This window comes from Cytophagaceae bacterium (genome assembly GCA_016722655.1).
GTDB lineage: Bacteria > Bacteroidota > Bacteroidia > Cytophagales > Spirosomataceae > Leadbetterella.
This window is the reverse complement of sequence record JADKIR010000004.1, coordinates 1,327,619-1,344,660: the sequence shown is the minus strand read 5'-3', so window position 1 is coordinate 1,344,660 and position 17,042 is coordinate 1,327,619. Positions and strand designations below refer to the sequence as shown.

The window sequence follows — 17,042 nt, the reverse complement described above, 5'->3', positions numbered from 1 at the left end:
GTGAATCCAGACCTGGGTATCCTGATGGGCCTTTGAAAAAAGCAATATTAACGAATTGATCATGAGTTCATTTAAAACCGAGACCTGCTTTTTCGAGTTCAAGTTTTAACACCGGAATACTTGACTTTCCTATGCCGTGTAGATTTAAAATTTCTTTTTCAGAATATCCGGAGAGTTTTTCCAGAGTGTTAAGGCCGGCATTTTCAAGGGCCCTTCTGGCCGGAGCCACAAGTTTTGACAAGAAACCCGAATCAGGCTTTTTTTCGGAATCGCATTGAGGACAAACCGGACAATCGCTGCTTTTAAAGTACCGATGCCCCTTTTCACATATTCTCAGACTTGTTTCCATAACGGTTATTATTACTCACTTCTCAGAATCTTCTCCATCTTTTTGCCTTTAGCCAACTCATCGACCAGTTTGTCAAGATATCTGACTTTCTGCATAAATGGGTTTTCGATGTCTTCCACACGGTAGCCACAAATCAGACCGGTAATCAGCCGGGCGTTGGGATGCAAGGTGGCACCGTCAAAAAAATCCTGAAAACTCATTTTATCGGCTATCAATTTCATCAGCTGGGCATCATCATATCTTGTCAGCCACTGGATAACTTCGTGTAGCTCGGCGACGGTCCGGCCTTTTTTCTCCACTTTGGCCACATAATGAGGATACACCGATGCAAATGACATCTTTGCCACCCGCTCATTTTGTTTGTCGTTATTTGTCATTGAGTTTTTTGCTAAAAACGTTTGAATAATAGGAATTCCAATCCTTTTACAAAAATAAAATCAGTTTTCTCAAATCTTAATTTTGATGTAAAAAAAGTATTTGAGGTTTGTTCAGAATGGAGTTTTTAAATTGATTACCATCGGATTATTGGAAAAGATTTCACTCTTCTTTTCTCCCATAATGGAGAGCAATTACACCACACGAAAACGTTTTGGAGGCGATCAGCCTGAGTTTTACCAATTCATTGACTCCCTTAAAAAGAGGAATCCCTTGCCCGAGCAAAACAGGATTGACAAACAGCCAGAACTCATCTACCAAACCCGCCTCCAGCAGAGAATGCGATGCCCTCGGGCTTCCAAAAATCAGGATGTTTTTACCAGGTTTGTTTTTTATGTGATTGATATTTTCCTCGAGATTGCTGTTGATGACAGTCGTGTTTTCAAGGCCTTTCTGACTAAGGGAGGTGGATAAAACCACTTTTGGGATGTTTTTGTACCAAACCGAATGCTCTTTGTCATGCTTGGAGGAATTGGGTTGGTCGCCTGCAGTAGGCCAGTAGCCCTGCATCATTTCATAAGTGGTGCGGCCATAGAGTGCAGTGTCGGCATTGGCAGTGAGGGTAGCCACAAAGTCAAAAATCTCCTCATCCACACTTATCCAGTTCATTTCGCCATTGGGCCCGCCCACAAAGCCGTCGAGCGAAGTATGCATAAAATAGACCAAATTCCTCATTTTAATTATGTTAAAGGGTTGAAAACTGTTTTACCAATCAGGCAAAAATAGGGAAATATCAGGATTGTTAATACTAAGAATCTGTAAGTAGCTTTTAGTTAACATAATTTCTGACAAATTTCATTCTGGATTTGAAATGCATAATGTTCAAAGTTCCATTGAAGAATTTAAACTCATGAAAAATAGTAATTCACTTTCAGTAAGTTTTTCTAATCCCTATTTTAGGTTTTCTTATTGTTGGTTCATCATATATTTCTTTAAGCAATTCTGAAAACCAAACTGAATAATTTTCATCTTTTGTTATGTCTAAATGAATTAATTGTCTCATATAAGTTGGAATACTATCAACAGGTTTTCCATTTCTTAAAATTGGAATAATACGTTCACTTTCGGATTGGTTTTCATAAAGTTCTTGATTCAAAATAGAATATTCAAAACCAACCCCACCTTGCCTTTTTTCTGCTTTTTTCTTGTAGTTTTCAGTAAAAATTATAAGCACCTTATCAACAGCACCAATATTGGTTTCTAGAAACTTAGTTAAACTTTTGCCCGCCTTTAAATAGTATCTATCTAAAATTACGTTAATACCTTCTTCACAAAGTGAATCTGCCAAATCTAATACCCAATTTTTATGTTCTTCAGAATCCCAAGAATATGAAATGAAAACGTTAGGTTGTTTATTACTTAATAAAATATCTTCAGTATTTGTCTTGATACTTTTACCATTCATAAGCTGTTTTATTTCATCTACTTTTTCTTTGTTGAAGGGTTCAATAGTAGTGAGGATTCTATTTAAAATATTGTTTCTCAAATTTAAATTTACACCTGATAAAATATCGTAGTAAAAAACCTTTCTACTTGTGCTTTTCCCTTCATTATTTCTTAATTCAATAAATTGAGCGTAATCTGGGAAATAAGGTTCAAATTCACGAACAACACTAATGAATCTTTGACCAGAATAATAAGTTGCAGAATTACTTTGTAAATTAATTAATTCAAAAAGTCGGTTGAATATTTCTATCCAATTTTTTGTTAAGTCTTTTTTAGATTCTAGTTTATAACCCTCTTTCTTGATTTTTTCAATATTGAAATTAGAAATAATCTGCCTACAAATCATTTCTGTGGGGAATTCTAGTGCGTAATTATATGCATTTTTTAATTCAATTCTTTTCACAATACTTAAAACTATGGCTTTATAATTTTCTTGTTCAAGAGAATAAAAATTTCCACAATGTAATAAATAAAGGTTTTCTAAAATTTCAACTAATTTCACCTTTTCTATTGATAATGTGTCTATTTTACCTACAAATTGTGTTTCAAAAACTTTGCATGCTTGTTTAAGCAAGGTGTCGCTTTTTATTAAGTTTTTGTTTTCATAAATTATTTTCAAAATGGTTTCCCAATTTTCCTCCAATAAATTTTGATATAATTCTTCTTGGTCTAACATGATTTATTTTTTGGAAATTGCAATTAAGACATAAACACCCATAAAATTCGTTTTAGTCCTTAGATTCTTTTCGTCTTTTCTGAAGACCGTTGCATTTTGATTTGAAAACTTATTATAGCTTTATTTCTAAAAATCAAATCTACAAAAATTATTTACTTTTTCTAAAAAATAACCCACTAAAAAGCCCCAAATCCATGAGGATCAGGGGCTTTTGAAAATATATGCTTACGATCAATAGATCGCTTTACGTTGTTCTTTGATCTTTTCGTCGGTCAGATAATCATCAAAACTCATCAGCTTGTCGAGGCAGCCTTTTGGTCCCAATTCTATGATTCGGTTGGCCACTGTGTTGGTCAGCTGGTGGTCATGCGAGGTAAAGAGTATTGTACTTTCGTAGTCTTCCATGCCTTTGTTGAGAGCCTGAATCGACTCCAGGTCAAGGTGGTTGGTAGGCTCGTCAAACAGCAACACATTAGAGTTGGAGAGCATCATTTTCGAAAACATACAACGTTGTTTTTCTCCTCCCGATAGCACCGTACACTTTTTCAGGGCCTCTTCGCCTGAAAACAGCATCCGTCCCAGGAATCCACGCACAAAGGTCTCGTCTTTGTCGGTACTGTATTGTCTCAGCCAGTCCACCAGGTTGAGGCTGGCATCCTCGAAATAATTGCTGTTGTCATTGGGAAGATAATCCTTCGTGATGGTTACGCCCCATTTAAAACTACCGGCGGAGGCTTGTTTCAGGCCCATCAAAACATCAAAAAGGGCCGTCACAGCCAGACCATCTTTACTCAGGAAGCCAATCTTGTCGTTTTTAGCAATCTGAAAGCTCAGGTCTTTAAACACATATTCGCCCTCTTCGTTTTTATAGCTCAGGTGCTCCACCATCAATATCTGGTCGCCCACTTCTCTTTCAGGTTTAAACCCGATAAACGGATATCGTCTCGAAGAAGGCTGAATAGCCGCAATATCGAGCTTTTCAATCATTTTCTGGCGGGCAGTAGCCTGTTTCGATTTGGCCACGTTGGCCGAGAAACGACGAATAAAATCCTCCAGTTCTTTCTTTTTCTCTTCGGCTTTCTTGTTTTGATCAGCCTTTTGGCGGGCTGCTAGCTGGCTTGATTCGTACCAGAACGAGTAGTTACCCCCATACAGTGTGATTTTCTTAAAGTCAAGATCGGCCACATAGGTACACACGTTGTCGAGGAAGTGACGGTCGTGAGAAACCACTATCACGGTATTTTTGAAGTTCATCAGGAAGTTTTCCAGCCACAAAATCGACTCGATGTCGAGGTTATTGGTAGGCTCATCGAGGAGCAATACGTCAGGATCACCAAATAAAGCTTGAGCCAGTAGAACCTTTACTTTTTCCGAAGGGTTGATGTCGGCCATCAGAGAGTAATGAATATCTTCTGTGATGCCCAGTCCCGATAGGAGGGAGGCGGCGTCAGACTCGGCTTCCCAGCCGTTCATTTCTGCAAAATCATGCTCCAATTCTGCAGCACGGTGACCATCTTCTTCCGAAAAGTCGGGTTTCAGATAGATGGCGTCTTTTTCCTGCATGATTTGATACAGTTTTTCGTTGCCACGCATTACGGTGTCAAGCACAGTAAACTCATCGAATGCGTTTTGATTTTGCTTCAAAACAGACATTCTTTCACCCGGATCCATTGACATATTTCCGGTGGTGGCATCAATTTCACCCGACAATATTTTCACAAAAGTGGTTTTTCCGGCTCCGTTGGCACCAATCAGGCCATATACGTTGCCCGGAACAAACTTCAGGTTTACTTCTTCAAACAAAATTCGCTTTCCAAACTGCAGCGAAAGATTAGAAACTGTTAACATTTATAATTACTTGATTATTAGTGTTTTCTTAATTTTTATAGAAACAAAATGCAAATTTACGATTATAAACCCAGAATCTAAACTCCTAATTTTTAAATCAATATATTTCTTGATACAATGCCATTTTGAATGCATAAATCTTAATAATTCAATTATTATTGTCTTTTTTTGTAAAAAAACTACCCAAATTAACTTGGCAAATCATTTTCAGAAAATACTGTTTCTACCTTTAATACTTTTGGTTGCATTGTTCCAATCTTTTTGGTTTACCGAAAATCAAAATATTGACAGACAGCTTAGCTTTGATAAAGTTGATTCAAAAAAAATCAGGCTAAATATCTGGGCTGACAGCATTTTAGCCACCATGACACTGGAACAAAAAGTCGGGCAACTTTTTATGATTTCGGCTTTTTCAAACCGCAACGAAACCGACTACAATTACCTCGAAAACCAGATTAAAAAATATCATATTGGCGGTCTCATATTTTTCCAGGGAAACCCCATGCAACAGGCCGTGCTCACAAATCGCTATCAGACTGCGGCCGATATTCCGTTGTTAATTGGTATCGATGGCGAATGGGGCCTTGGAATGAGACTCGATCAGGCGGTTTCCTTCCCGAAAGCTATTACTTTGGGAGCCACCTATAATCCGGAGATTGTTGAAAAGTAGGATTTGAAATAGGCCAGCAATGCCGCAGAATGGGAATTCATATCAATTTTGGCCCTGATGCCGATATCAATTCCAACCCTAAAAATCCTGTAATTAACTATCGGTCGTTTGGGGAGGCTCCTCAAAATGTGAGTAATCTGGCATCGGCCTATGCCCGTGGACTCAAAAAAGCGGGCATAATGGCTAGTGCCAAGCACTTTCCGGGTCATGGCGATACCGAGACCGACTCGCACCATGCTCTGCCTTTGCTAAAACACACCAAACAACACATTGATGACATAGAATCGGTACCGTTTCGCAGACTGATTCAGGACAGCATCGCCTCGGTGATGGTTGGTCACCTGGAGGTGCCCGCACTTGATCCTACGCCTAACATGCCTGCAAGCGTATCAGAAAAAGTAATCAATCAGTATCTGAAAAAACAATTGGGGTACAAAGGATTGGTGATCACCGACGCCATGAACATGCGGGGTTTGTTGAGGTATTTTCCTACCGGCAAAGCCGAAGTGGAGGCTTTTAAGGCTGGCAATGATATCTTGCTGCAAACGGCCAACATCGAAACCGCTTACAATGAGCTCCTGAAAAATTTTCAGGACAGCACTCTTTCGGTTACAGATCTCGACCAAAGAGTTTTGAAAATATTAAAGGCAAAATATCAGGCCGGATTGAATCAATACAAACCCATCGATTATTCAAATCTCCTGCAAGACTTGAATAAACCACATGTTTCAGATCTTATTCAGCAGGTTTTTGACGAGGCCACCACGCTGGTCAGAGACAATGAAAGTCTGGTTCCAATACAAAATCTTAACAATCTCAATTATGCTTTGCTCACGGTAGGAGCACCGGCCAACCATCCAATCCATCAGATATTTGATTTGTATGGGGTAAAAAAATCATTCAACATCCCGTTTAAACCCGCCAAACCCGACGATTGGGAGGCCGTGGTGGAGCAAGCTGCTCAAAATGATCTGGTGATTGTGACTGTGCATGGTCTGCATAATCTGGAATCGAGAAATTTTGGATTAACCAACGAAACCCTCGATTTGATTGGAGAATTACAATCTCAAACCAAAGTGATAGTTTGTGTTTTTGGGAATCCTTATGTTTTGAAAAACTTCAGTGATTTTGATACTATAATCTGCGGTTTTGAAGATGAAAAGCAATCGGCGATAGCCGTGGCTAATATGATTTTTGGAGTAAAACCGGCAAAAGGAAAGATTCCTGTAAATACACTATCTTTTGACGGAAAAATTGGGGATGGTTTGAAAACACTTACCAAAAATCGCATAGGCTTTGGGGCGGCATTGTCAGAAGGAATGGATGGCGATCAGTTGGCCACCATAGCCCCAATCATGCTAAACGCCATCCGGAATGAAGAATTTCCGGGGGCACAGGTTTTGGTAGCAAGAAATGGAAAAGTAGTTTATTTTGAAGCATTCGGAAACATGCGGTACGGTTTTGATGAGCCGGTGACGCTCAAAACCGATTTCGACCTGGCATCTCTTACCAAAGTCATGGCGACACTCCAGGCTGTTATGATGCTTTATAACCAGAAGAAACTGGATATTGAGAAACCACTAAAATATTATTTGCCCGAAATGGATTCTACTGACAAGGGCAATATTCCGATAAAAGATTTGCTTATGCATCAGGCCGGTTTAAGGCCTTTTATTCCCTTTTATACCAAAACCATTTCCGGAGGGCAATATTCACCGGAATTTTACGCTGAAACCAACCCCGAAAACAAGCTTCTGACGGTTTACAATGGTCTTTTTATCAAACCTGCCATAAAAGATTCGGTACTTAACTGGATCAAAAATAGTACCCTTATTAGTTCAGGAACTACCAAAAGATACGCATATTCCGACCTGGGGCTGATATTACTTCAACGGGTGGTCGAAAAAATCACAAAAAGAAACCTTGACGATTATTTGTATTTCTCACTTTATCAGCCACTGGGCATGGAAAGGACGGGTTTCAATATCCTAAAGAAACTGCAAGTTACAGAAATTGCTCCTACCGAAATTGACAATCATTACCGTAAAGGTCTGATCAGAGGAACGGTTCATGATCAAAACGCTGCATTACTGGGCGGAGTGGCAGGCCATGCGGGGCTATTTAGTAATGCCTGGGATTTGGCTAAACTCTTTCAAATGAATCTCAACAAAGGCAAATACGATGGAAAACAGTATTTTTTACCTGCTACTATCGATTATTTCACAAAAAACCAATCAGACGTGAGTCACCGTGGATTGGGTTGGAATAAACCACCCGAAGAAGCCAGTCTTTCTGAAAATGCTTCAGAAGATACTTATGGTCATACAGGGTTTACGGGCACCGCTGCATGGGTCGATCCACAAAAAAACCTCATCTATATTTTTCTTTCAAACAGGGTGTATCCTTCGGCAGACAACAATAAACTCATCAAATTTAGAACCCGAAAGAAGGTTCATGACGTGATTTACAAGGCAATAGTGAAATAGTTTTTGCCATTAAAAAACATTTCAATTTTTATTCCACAAAAAATAATTCTATATTTCGAAGGGTATTAAACCTAAATATCAACCTTAACAAATAAAAATGAAGAAAAATTACCTCCATGTTTTCTTCTTGGTTTCGCTATATCCCTTTCTTTGGTCCTATAACCAAAAGAAAATTGATTACAATACACAGATCAAACCGATTCTGAACAAAAACTGCATCAGTTGCCACGGAGGAGTTAAAAAACAGGGTGGTTATAGTTTGCTTTTTCAGGAAGAAGCTTTTGGAAAAGGGAAATCCGGTAAAATTGGAATAGTGCCGGGTGATGCCGATGCTAGTGAGTTGTACCAAAGATTAATCACCGACGACACTGAAGAGCGGATGCCACATGAAAAAGCCGCTCTTTCTAAAGAAGAAATAAATACCATTAAATCATGGATTGATCAGGGGGCCAAATGGGATTTACATTGGGCTTATAAACCGGTGAAAGAAGTTGAAATTCCTGATGAAGAAGACGATTGGATTAAAAATGATATTGACAGATTTATTCTGAAAAATGCAAAGGAAAAAGGCCTGAAAGTTTCAAAACAAGCCATTTCTGAAGATTTGCTCAGGCGTTCTGCACTTGATATAGTGGGCTATCCCCGGGATTCAAAACTGAAAGGCGAATTTCTGAAAAACTCTTCAGACAAAAATTATGAAAATTGGGTTGAGGAACTCCTGCAATCTCAGTCTTATGGAGAAAAATGGGCCGGAATGTGGCTGGATCTTGCCCGTTACGCCGACACCAAAGGTTATGAACGGGATGGAGGCCGGAATATTTGGAGATACCGCGACTGGCTTATAAAATCCTTCAATGAAGACAAACCCTATGACCGTTTTGTAACAGAACAATTGGCCGGAGATTTACTCCCCAACCCTTCTGAAGACCTATTTATAGCGACGGCTTTTCATCGTAACACCATGACCAACGATGAAGGAGGAACCGATAATGAAGAGTTTAGGGTGGCTGCAGTAATTGACAGGGTAAATACCACCTGGGAAACACTCATGAGTACTACTTTTGCTTGTGTACAATGTCATGGTCATCCTTATGACCCTATTTCACAGGATGAATACTACAAGTTTTTTGCATTTTTCAACAATACCCGTGACGAAGATACTTATGACGATTATCCGGTCTTCAGGCACCTGAATGAAAAGCAAAATGCAGAATTGGGTACTTTGGATCATTGGCTTACCCAAAAAGTTTCTGCAAAACAAAAGAAGGAATTGGTTGGTTTTATCCGTACACTCCAACCCTCACACAATTCGCTTAAATGTGATCAATTTGCCAATGCCGAGCTCAATGACACAAAATGGCTGGCAATGAGAAATAATGGCATAGCCAGACTAAAAAATGTGAACCTTTCAGGTAAGAAAAGCATATTAATGCAGTTTGCCATTTACATTCCGGGCGGAACCTGGACCATTAAAATTGATAAGCCAACGGGTAAGAGCATTGCACAATTATCGTCGAAACAGTTAAAAACAACCCAAAGCTGGACACAGATTGAAATTCCGGTTGAGTCTACTCAGGGAGCCCATGATTTGTATTTTCTTTACCAAAACCCAGGGCTTAAAGATCCTAATCAAACAGGGATTTCTTTCGACTGGTTTTATTTTTATGAAGGTTTTCCTGCCGGAAATGAGTCAGAAAAATTTAGAAATAAATTTAAAAGTTTAATAGCTGCCAAACTCGAAACCACCCCTATAATGGTAGAAAATCCCGATGATTTTCACCGCAAAACTAATATTTTCATTAAAGGAAACTGGCTGTCTCCCGGAAAAGAAGTCACTACCGGAGTACCCAAATACATTGGCAAATGGCCTCAAAATGCACCTCAAAACCGATTGGGCATGGCAATGTGGATGACCTCGAACGACAACCCTTTATTAGCCAGAACGATGGTTAATCGCGTGTGGGAACAGCTTTTTGGGACCGGCCTGGTCGAAACTCTCGAAGACATGGGCTCACAGGGTGCCACACCTGTAAACCAACCCTTACTTGATCATTTGGCTTATAAATTTATGAATGATTATGGTTGGTCTGTTAAGAGACTTATTAAAGAAATTGTTCTTTCAGCTACCTACCGACAGGACTCAAGGGCTTCTCAGGAACAATTGGAAAAGGACCAACAAAACAAATTTCTCGCACGAGGAGCCAGAGTAAGGCTTTCCGCTGAACAAATTCGGGACCAGGCTTTGGCAGTGAGTGGGGTAATCAATTCTGAAATGTACGGCCCCCCAGTGATGCCATATCAGCCCGAAGGAATTTGGAATTCGCCCTGGAGTGGGGATTATTGGAAGCGTTCAGAAGGTGGCCAACAATACCGGAGGGCCATTTATACTTTCTGGAAACGTACCAGCCCCTATCCCAGCATGATTACTTTTGACGCCATGGGCAGAGAAGTTTGTACCTCCCGACGTATCAAAACCAATACCCCACTTCAGGCATTAGTCACACTTAATGACTCAGTGTATGTCGATTTGGCTGAAAAATTATCCCAAAGAGCCCTTAAGTTAGCAAACGGGAGATTTAAAGAAAGTATTCCGTTTTCATATAAATTGGCTACAGGAAAGGTAGCCAGTGCAAAAAGTCTTGCCGTACTCAATGATTTTTATCTGAAAGCGTTGAATGATTTTAGAAAGAAAAACCCCGGAGATTATCCTAAAGGTACCCAAACACCGGAAATTGCGGCTTTGGTATTGGTAAATAATGTAATTCTCAATCTTGATGAAGTAATCACCAAAAGCTGATGGAAAAGATATTTAATGAAGCTCTTATTAAAAAACTGGAAGCCGACACCCGACGGAATTTCCTGAAACAGAGTTTTCTGTCACTGGGTGGTTTGGCTCTGGGAAGTCTTTTGGCATGTGAGAACAGACACCAAGATCAGGCCGCCGATTTGATAAATCCCTTAGGGGCGAAATCACCACTTTTTGCCCCGAAAGCCAAAGCGGTCATATACTTACACATGGCAGGGGCACCATCGCAGCTGGAATTATTTGAATATAAACCCGATCTCGATAAACTTGACGGGCAGGATTGTCCTCAATCCTTTTTAGAGGGAAAAAAATTTGCATTTATTCGCGGTGTGCCTAAAATGCTGGCCTCGCAGGCAAAATTCGGGCAGTTTGGTCAATCAGGTGCCTGGCTAAGTAATTACCTGCCCCATTTGACCAACGTAGTGGATGAGCTGAGTTTTCTGAAAGGTGTTACCACTGACCAGTTTAACCACGCACCGGCACAATTGCTCATGCAAACAGGCAGTGCAAGGCTTGGTAGGCCATCTATGGGCTCATGGGTGACCTATGGTCTGGGCACAGAAAACAGTAATCTTCCCGCATTTGTGGTGCTTACTTCGGGCGGAAACAATCCCGATGCAGGTAAAAGTATCTGGGGGAGTGGTTTTCTCCCATCGGTTTATCAGGGTGTTCAATGTAGGTCTGAAGGTGATCCTGTATTGTTTATTGAAGATCCTAAGGGCATTTCGCGTGATTTGAGGAAAGCTTCGATTGATGCAATCAACAAAATTAATCTGGAAGAATATGGCACTTATCAGGACCCTGAGATTTTAAGCAGAATAAGCCAATATGAACTGGCCTACAGAATGCAGATTGCTGTACCCGAAGTAATGGATATTAACAATGAGCCCGAATATATTCATAAAATGTATGGCACTGAGCCGGGGAAAACCTCACTGGCCAATAACATTTTACTGGCTCGCAAACTTGTTGAAAACGGAGTACGATTTGTTCAGATTTACGATTGGGGTTGGGACAGCCACGGTACAGATGCCGACCTGGCCATTGATATTGGACTGAAAGCCAAATGCAAAAGCATGGACAGGCCTGTCACAGCACTAATTATGGACTTAAAACAGCGTGGCATGCTCGATGATGTACTGGTGGTTTGGGGAGGAGAATTTGGTCGAACTCCTATGGCCGAAAATCGGGAAGGAAAGCCCAACGCTTTCAAGGGCCGCGATCATCATGGGGAGGCTTTTACCATGTTTATGGCGGGTGGAGGCATAGCCAAAGGAGTAACGCATGGAGAAACAGATCCGATAGGTTACAGTGCCATCAGCGGAAAAGTGAATGCTCATGATATTCAGGCCACAATTTTGAATCAATTGGGTACGAATCACGAAAAACTCACTTATGATTTTCAGGGCAGGCAGTTTCGTTTGACCGATACCGAAGGAAAAGTTATCAATGAGATTTTAGGTTAAAATCTCTGAAAATCGAGATCTTTTAAAGATATTTTTTGCATATATAAAAAACATGAACCGTAGAAATTTTATAAAAAACTCAATTTCAGGAGCCTCGGCTTTGACCTTTAAACCGGAATTTATTAAAAAATTTACTCAGGATTACGAACTGATAATCCTTGCCACCAACTGGGGCTTTGGAGGTTCATTGGAGGATTTTATAAAAAAAGCCCAAAAAGATGGCTATAATGGGGTAGAGCTGTGGTGGCCGGCTGATAAGAAGGATCAGGAAGCGTTGAAAAGCCTGATTACCAAATATGATATGAAACTGGGCTTTTTATGCGGTGCCTGGACTACAGATTTTAAAACCCATTTCTCCGATTTCTCAAAAAGCCTGAACACCTTACTTTCCTCTGATTTTCAGCCACTTTATGTCAACTGCCATGCCGGGAAAGACTATTTTTCGTTTGAAGAAAACAGCCAGATCGTAGAATTTTGTATAAAAAAAATGAAAGAAACCGGGGTAAAAATACTTCAGGAAACCCACCGCAGCAGAATGTGTTTTTCTACCGTTGCAACCAGGAATCTTTTAGAAAAATTCCCAGAAATGAAACTCACACTTGACATTTCGCATTGGTGCAATGTGCATGAATCTTTGCTTGATGACCAAAAAGAAACAGTAAGTCTGGCCTTGAGTCATACGGCCCATATACATGCCCGCATTGGGCACGAAGAAGGCCCGCAAGTAAATGACCCCCGGGCTCCTGAGTGGAAAACCCATCTTGAAAAACACCTTGACTGGTGGGATAAGGTCGTAAAAAACAGGCTGGAAGCCGGTGCAAAGAAAATTACATTTCTTACTGAATTTGGCCCGCCAACCTATCTTCCCGCATTGCCTTATACCCGTCAGCCTCTGGCCGACCAATGGGAAATCAATGTTTTTATGAAGAATCTTTTACAGGAGCGATACGGAAAAAAATAAGGTTTGATGATACAGTTTTTTGGTAAATTTCACCCATTGTTTGTCCACCTTCCCATAGGGATTTATTTGTTTGGTTTGTTCCTGAAGGCTTACGGATGGTATAAAAAGTCAGAAATTGATTCCGGAATTTTCAAGCTGGTTTTGTTGGTAAGCACTTTTTCATCAGTTTTGAGTGTAATTACAGGTTTGATTCTTTTTTCTGGAGGAGATTATGAAAAAGATACTGTCGCATTCCACCGAAATGCCGGAATAGCATTTACGGTTTTTTCAATACTGCTTTATTTTTTCAATGATAAAAAATGGTCACTTTATCTTTGGATTTTGGGTTTGATACTATTGGTGCTTACAGGCCATTTAGGGGGAAATCTTACTCATGGAGAGGAATACTTATCATTTGAAACACATAAAACAGAAAAAAAACCAATTGTCAACGTGCAGGAGGCCTTGGTTTATGAGGATATCATTAAGCCTATTTTTGAAGAAAAATGTGTCTCGTGTCATTCGGCTAAAAAACAAAAAGGCAAATTGAGGCTCGATGAAAAAGATTTTTTGTTGAAAGGTGGAAAAAATGGGGAATGTTTAAATCTTAAAAACCCAGGAGAAAGTTTGTTGCTTGAAAGGCTTAATTTGCCTGATGGCGAAGAAGAACATATGCCACCCAAGGGCAAACCACAATTAACAGGAGACGAAAAGAGAATCATTGATTGGTGGATCAAAAGCGGGTCAGATTTCGAAAAAAAAGCGAAAGAACTGAAACAGACCGAATCAGACAAAAAAACGCTACTGACTTTTCAGTCGGGGCATGAGCGGGGCCAGTCGGCATCAATAATTCCCGAAGCGGAAGTCTCTGAGCCATCAAAAAATGCAATTGAAATATTGAAAAAATCGGGAGTAATAGCTCTACCAGTCTCCGGAGAAACCAACTATTTGTCGATAACTATTTTTGAAAATAATTTTAGTGAAAAAGAGATAGCTGCTTTTAAAGAAATCAAAAACAATATTCTGATTTTAGATGCCCGCGGATTGAAAAATAAGGCTTTTTTTCAGATTTTACCTCTTTTCAATAACATTAGGAAGCTGAATTTATCTGGTGCAGATCTGGGAGATTCCGATGTTCAGAAACTTTCTGCTTTGAAAGAATTGCAATCCTTAAATCTCAGCAAAACGGGTGTGACAGAGAAAGGAGTAGCTTATTTGAAAGCAAATCCTAAACTCAAAAATATCTACCTGTTTGATTCCAAATTTGACAAAAAGCAATTTAAAACCCTTAAATCGCAATTTCCCCAAACCGTTTTGGATACCGGAGGATACAACATTTCAGATTCAGATTCTTTAAAATTTGGGCTTTAAAATTTAATATTAATAAAAAAAAATGAAGTGCCGCAAAACAGCACTTCATTGCTAGTAACCCAAAAAGTAAAAATTAACGTCTAAGTGTCTTATTAAGACACTCTCAGTTTAGTCTTCATCCTTATCGTAGAGCTCACATTTTCACCTGATGCAGTCAAAAATCTTCTGAATTTTCTCCTGAAATCTGCGGCTTTTCTACGTGAAATATTAATAATTTCGGACTCCATAAACAATTCTCCACCTCTGCAATTAAATCTCAAATCTTTTACAAAATTGAAATTCACGATATATGATCTATGCGGGCGAACAAAATTTGATACTCCTTTTAACTCATCTTCGAAGATTCCGAGAGTTTTAGAGCTAATCAATTCTTTACCATTTCTTAATTTAAAAATGGTGTAATTCTTCGAACTCTTCAGATATACGATATCATTCAGGTCGATTAAGTTCCTTTTACTAGCTACCCTCATCTGCATTTCGGTTTCGGTTGATAACACACCCACCGAAGGAAGCCTCATCGAGGTACTAATTGCCATTGGTTTTGTATAAAGTAGTTTCATGATAATTAATTAAGTATTTCCAGAAAAGCGATCAATTATTTTGATGCAATAATGCTACCGTAAAATATTTATTCATAGTATGATTCGATAAATGGTAAGTAATCGAAGATAAGTGACGGCATTATTTTCAAATGCAACAATGTAGCTTAAAGTTATATGAAAAATCAGGTGTTTTTTGTCAGAAAATCCGCCCAAAACCCTTTCAGTTAGGCACTAAACATGTTTTTCAATATTCCCCACAATCTACGTTTTTCGTCGTGGAGGTTTTTTTGTATGTCAGATAAAGAATCAATTACCACTAATCTATGTGTAAGATAGGGAATGATTGTATAGGGTTGAGAAGACACAACTATTTGTATTTGATTGGGATTTACTCCAAATAAAAACACATCTTTTCCCAGTTGCGGGAGACTGTGGCTTACATCTTGTACTTTATGAACACTAACATTCGTAATAGGTTGATTTACAGCAGATAGTATTTTTTCCAAAAATGAAGTTTCTTCAACAGAAATATCATTTACAAATATTGAAATTGGTTTTAGAGGAACATTGCTTATTTCAGACTTGTCAGGATAGGTTTTTTCAGCCGAATTAACAGAATTGTCTTCGAAGCGATTGTTTTTGTCAGATTCTAACAAAAAAACCGCTTCGTTAGCAAAAACATATCCTGCAAGCTGCTTTGTCATAAACCTGATTTACGCTGCAATGTGGCTGTTCTGTCAGGGCTGGTCGAAACATACGTAACCGGCACACCCACTTCTTTTTCTATATATGAGGTATATTCCTGTAGTTCAACAGGCATTTTTTCAAAATCAGTTATTCCCACAAGGCTTTTTGCCCAGCCTTTCATAGTTTTATAAACTGGAGTAATCTCTATATCACAAATATCATAAGGTAGTTCTTCTGTGATAGTTCCGTCGGGTAGTTTATAGTGAGTACAAATCTTAATTTCATCAAAAATATTCAGGACATCAGCCTTCATCATGATAAGCTGTGTAACTCCATTGAGCATAATTGAATACTTCAATGCAGGTAAATCAAGCCATCCGGTACGACGAGGCCTTCCTGTGGTACTTCCAAATTCACGCCCTTCCTGTCTCATTCTTTCACCTTCATCGTCTAAAAGTTCGGTAGGAAAAGGTCCTGATCCAACGCGGGTACAGTAAGCTTTGAAAATGCCATAAACTTCGCTGATTTTGGAAGGGGACACTCCTAGACCCGAACAAACGCCCGCCGCAGTGGTATTTGAGGAGGTTACAAAAGGATATGAGCCAAAATCAACATCGAGTAATGAGCCTTGTGCACCCTCAGCCAACACTTTTGTACCGGCTTTGAGTTGTTCATTAAGCAGGTATTCGCCATCGACCAGGTTAAACCCTTTGATAAATTCTACCGCTTCAAAAAACTCTTTTTCAGCTTCTTCCAGTTCATATTCATGCTTATAGAAGGCCAGTATCTGTTTATGACTGCTTACAAGTTTTTCATATTTTTCTTTGAAAGTATCAGAAAGAATATCTCCAAGTCTTAGACCTTGACGAGAAATTTTGTCAGAATATGCCGGTCCGATACCTTTAAGTGTAGAACCAATTTTTGATTTTCCTTTCGAATTTTCGTACGCAGCATCAAGAATCCTGTGTGTTGGGATAATCACCGCCGTTTTTTTCGAAATAAAAAGGTTTTTAGAAAAATCAATATTATAATCTTTTAATCCTAAAATTTCTTTCTTGAAAATTATAGGGTCGAGTACAACGCCATTTCCGATAATATTTATGCAATCTTCTCTGAAAATCCCGGATGGAATCTGATGAAGTACATGTTTTTTTCCATCAAATTCCAGCGTATGACCGGCATTAGGGCCGCCCTGAAATCTAGCTACAACTTTATAATCGGGAGCAAGTACATCCACAATTTTCCCCTTTCCTTCGTCGCCCCATTGAAGTCCTAATAGAATATCAATCATTAATTTAAAATTATTTTTTTATGTTATAT

At 39.3% G+C, this 17,042-nt stretch carries 14 protein-coding genes; 6 read left to right on the top strand and 8 right to left on the bottom strand.

Going from position 1 to position 17,042, the window contains the following annotated elements; translation table 11 throughout:
- Positions 1–67: 67 nt before the first annotated feature.
- From IPP61_06375 to IPP61_06355, 5 genes are all read right to left on the bottom strand, one after another.
- Positions 68–349: a hypothetical protein gene (locus IPP61_06375; protein MBL0324792.1), complete on the bottom strand. Its 282-nt coding sequence runs from the start codon at positions 347–349 to the stop codon at positions 68–70.
- 11 nt (positions 350–360) lie between these two features.
- Entirely contained in the window at positions 361–726 is a 366-nt protein-coding gene (locus tag IPP61_06370) for a DUF2200 domain-containing protein (GenBank protein MBL0324791.1), read from the bottom strand.
- Between the two features lie 160 nt (positions 727–886).
- Positions 887–1,459: a dihydrofolate reductase gene (locus IPP61_06365; protein MBL0324790.1), complete on the bottom strand. Its 573-nt coding sequence runs from the start codon at positions 1,457–1,459 to the stop codon at positions 887–889.
- Positions 1,460–1,655: 196 nt separating this feature from the next.
- A complete protein-coding gene (locus IPP61_06360) occupies positions 1,656–2,906 on the bottom strand; it encodes a toll/interleukin-1 receptor domain-containing protein (protein ID MBL0324789.1) in 1,251 nt (416 codons plus the stop codon).
- Between the two features lie 231 nt (positions 2,907–3,137).
- The gene (locus tag IPP61_06355; protein ID MBL0324788.1) at positions 3,138–4,754 is read right to left on the bottom strand and encodes an ATP-binding cassette domain-containing protein; all 1,617 of its coding nucleotides are present in this window, start codon (positions 4,752–4,754) and stop codon (positions 3,138–3,140) included.
- 193 nt (positions 4,755–4,947) lie between these two features.
- On the opposite strand from IPP61_06355, the gene IPP61_06350 reads away from it, so the two are divergent.
- The 6 genes from IPP61_06350 to IPP61_06325 all read left to right on the top strand — a co-directional run bounded on the left by IPP61_06350 (position 4,948) and on the right by IPP61_06325 (position 14,493).
- Positions 4,948–5,424, top strand: coding sequence for a hypothetical protein (locus tag IPP61_06350; GenBank protein MBL0324787.1), 477 nt, complete (start codon positions 4,948–4,950; stop codon positions 5,422–5,424).
- 29 nt (positions 5,425–5,453) lie between these two features.
- Entirely contained in the window at positions 5,454–7,910 is a 2,457-nt protein-coding gene (locus tag IPP61_06345) for a serine hydrolase (protein ID MBL0324786.1), read from the top strand.
- Between the two features lie 97 nt (positions 7,911–8,007).
- Positions 8,008–10,707, top strand: a complete 2,700-nt coding sequence (locus IPP61_06340; GenBank protein ID MBL0324785.1) for a DUF1553 domain-containing protein — start codon at positions 8,008–8,010, stop codon at positions 10,705–10,707.
- Positions 10,707–12,182: a DUF1501 domain-containing protein gene (locus IPP61_06335; protein MBL0324784.1), complete on the top strand. Its 1,476-nt coding sequence runs from the start codon at positions 10,707–10,709 to the stop codon at positions 12,180–12,182. Before IPP61_06340 ends, IPP61_06335 begins: the two co-directional genes overlap by 1 nt.
- Before the next feature lie 52 nt (positions 12,183–12,234).
- Positions 12,235–13,143 (top strand): sugar phosphate isomerase/epimerase, encoded by a 909-nt coding sequence (locus IPP61_06330; protein MBL0324783.1) that lies wholly within the window; start codon positions 12,235–12,237, stop codon positions 13,141–13,143.
- Positions 13,144–13,149: 6 nt separating this feature from the next.
- Complete coding sequence (locus tag IPP61_06325) at positions 13,150–14,493, top strand: hypothetical protein (protein ID MBL0324782.1); 1,344 nt, start codon at positions 13,150–13,152, stop codon at positions 14,491–14,493.
- A 92-nt stretch (positions 14,494–14,585) separates the two neighbouring features.
- Here IPP61_06325 and IPP61_06320 read toward each other — a convergent pair whose 3' ends face one another.
- The 3 genes from IPP61_06320 to IPP61_06310 all read right to left on the bottom strand — a co-directional run bounded on the left by IPP61_06320 (position 14,586) and on the right by IPP61_06310 (position 17,013).
- Entirely contained in the window at positions 14,586–15,053 is a 468-nt protein-coding gene (locus IPP61_06320; protein MBL0324781.1) for a LytTR family transcriptional regulator, read from the bottom strand.
- A 206-nt stretch (positions 15,054–15,259) separates the two neighbouring features.
- Positions 15,260–15,739 (bottom strand): hypothetical protein, encoded by a 480-nt coding sequence (locus tag IPP61_06315; protein MBL0324780.1) that lies wholly within the window; start codon positions 15,737–15,739, stop codon positions 15,260–15,262.
- Positions 15,736–17,013, bottom strand: a complete 1,278-nt coding sequence (locus IPP61_06310; GenBank protein MBL0324779.1) for an adenylosuccinate synthase — start codon at positions 17,011–17,013, stop codon at positions 15,736–15,738. The genes IPP61_06315 and IPP61_06310 overlap by 4 nt, the downstream gene beginning before the upstream one ends.
- Positions 17,014–17,042 lie beyond the last annotated feature (29 nt).

Bases quoted from the DNA above. Each gene is read 5' to 3' on its own strand.
- IPP61_06360 (MBL0324789.1), bottom strand. From the start codon at position 2,906: ATGTTAGACCAAGAAGAATTATATCAAAATTTATTGGAGGAAAATTGG.
- IPP61_06340 (MBL0324785.1), top strand. From the start codon at position 8,008: ATGAAGAAAAATTACCTCCATGTTTTCTTCTTGGTTTCGCTATATCCC.
- IPP61_06345 (MBL0324786.1), top strand. From the start codon at position 5,454: ATGGGAATTCATATCAATTTTGGCCCTGATGCCGATATCAATTCCAAC.
- IPP61_06370 (MBL0324791.1), bottom strand. From the start codon at position 726: ATGACAAATAACGACAAACAAAATGAGCGGGTGGCAAAGATGTCATTT.
- IPP61_06330 (MBL0324783.1), top strand. From the start codon at position 12,235: ATGAACCGTAGAAATTTTATAAAAAACTCAATTTCAGGAGCCTCGGCT.
- IPP61_06320 (MBL0324781.1), bottom strand. From the start codon at position 15,053: ATGAAACTACTTTATACAAAACCAATGGCAATTAGTACCTCGATGAGG.
- IPP61_06365 (MBL0324790.1), bottom strand. From the start codon at position 1,459: ATGAGGAATTTGGTCTATTTTATGCATACTTCGCTCGACGGCTTTGTG.
- IPP61_06315 (MBL0324780.1), bottom strand. From the start codon at position 15,739: ATGACAAAGCAGCTTGCAGGATATGTTTTTGCTAACGAAGCGGTTTTT.
- IPP61_06355 (MBL0324788.1), bottom strand. From the start codon at position 4,754: ATGTTAACAGTTTCTAATCTTTCGCTGCAGTTTGGAAAGCGAATTTTG.
- IPP61_06335 (MBL0324784.1), top strand. From the start codon at position 10,707: ATGGAAAAGATATTTAATGAAGCTCTTATTAAAAAACTGGAAGCCGAC.
- IPP61_06325 (MBL0324782.1), top strand. From the start codon at position 13,150: ATGATACAGTTTTTTGGTAAATTTCACCCATTGTTTGTCCACCTTCCC.
- IPP61_06375 (MBL0324792.1), bottom strand. From the start codon at position 349: ATGGAAACAAGTCTGAGAATATGTGAAAAGGGGCATCGGTACTTTAAA.
- IPP61_06310 (MBL0324779.1), bottom strand. From the start codon at position 17,013: ATGATTGATATTCTATTAGGACTTCAATGGGGCGACGAAGGAAAGGGG.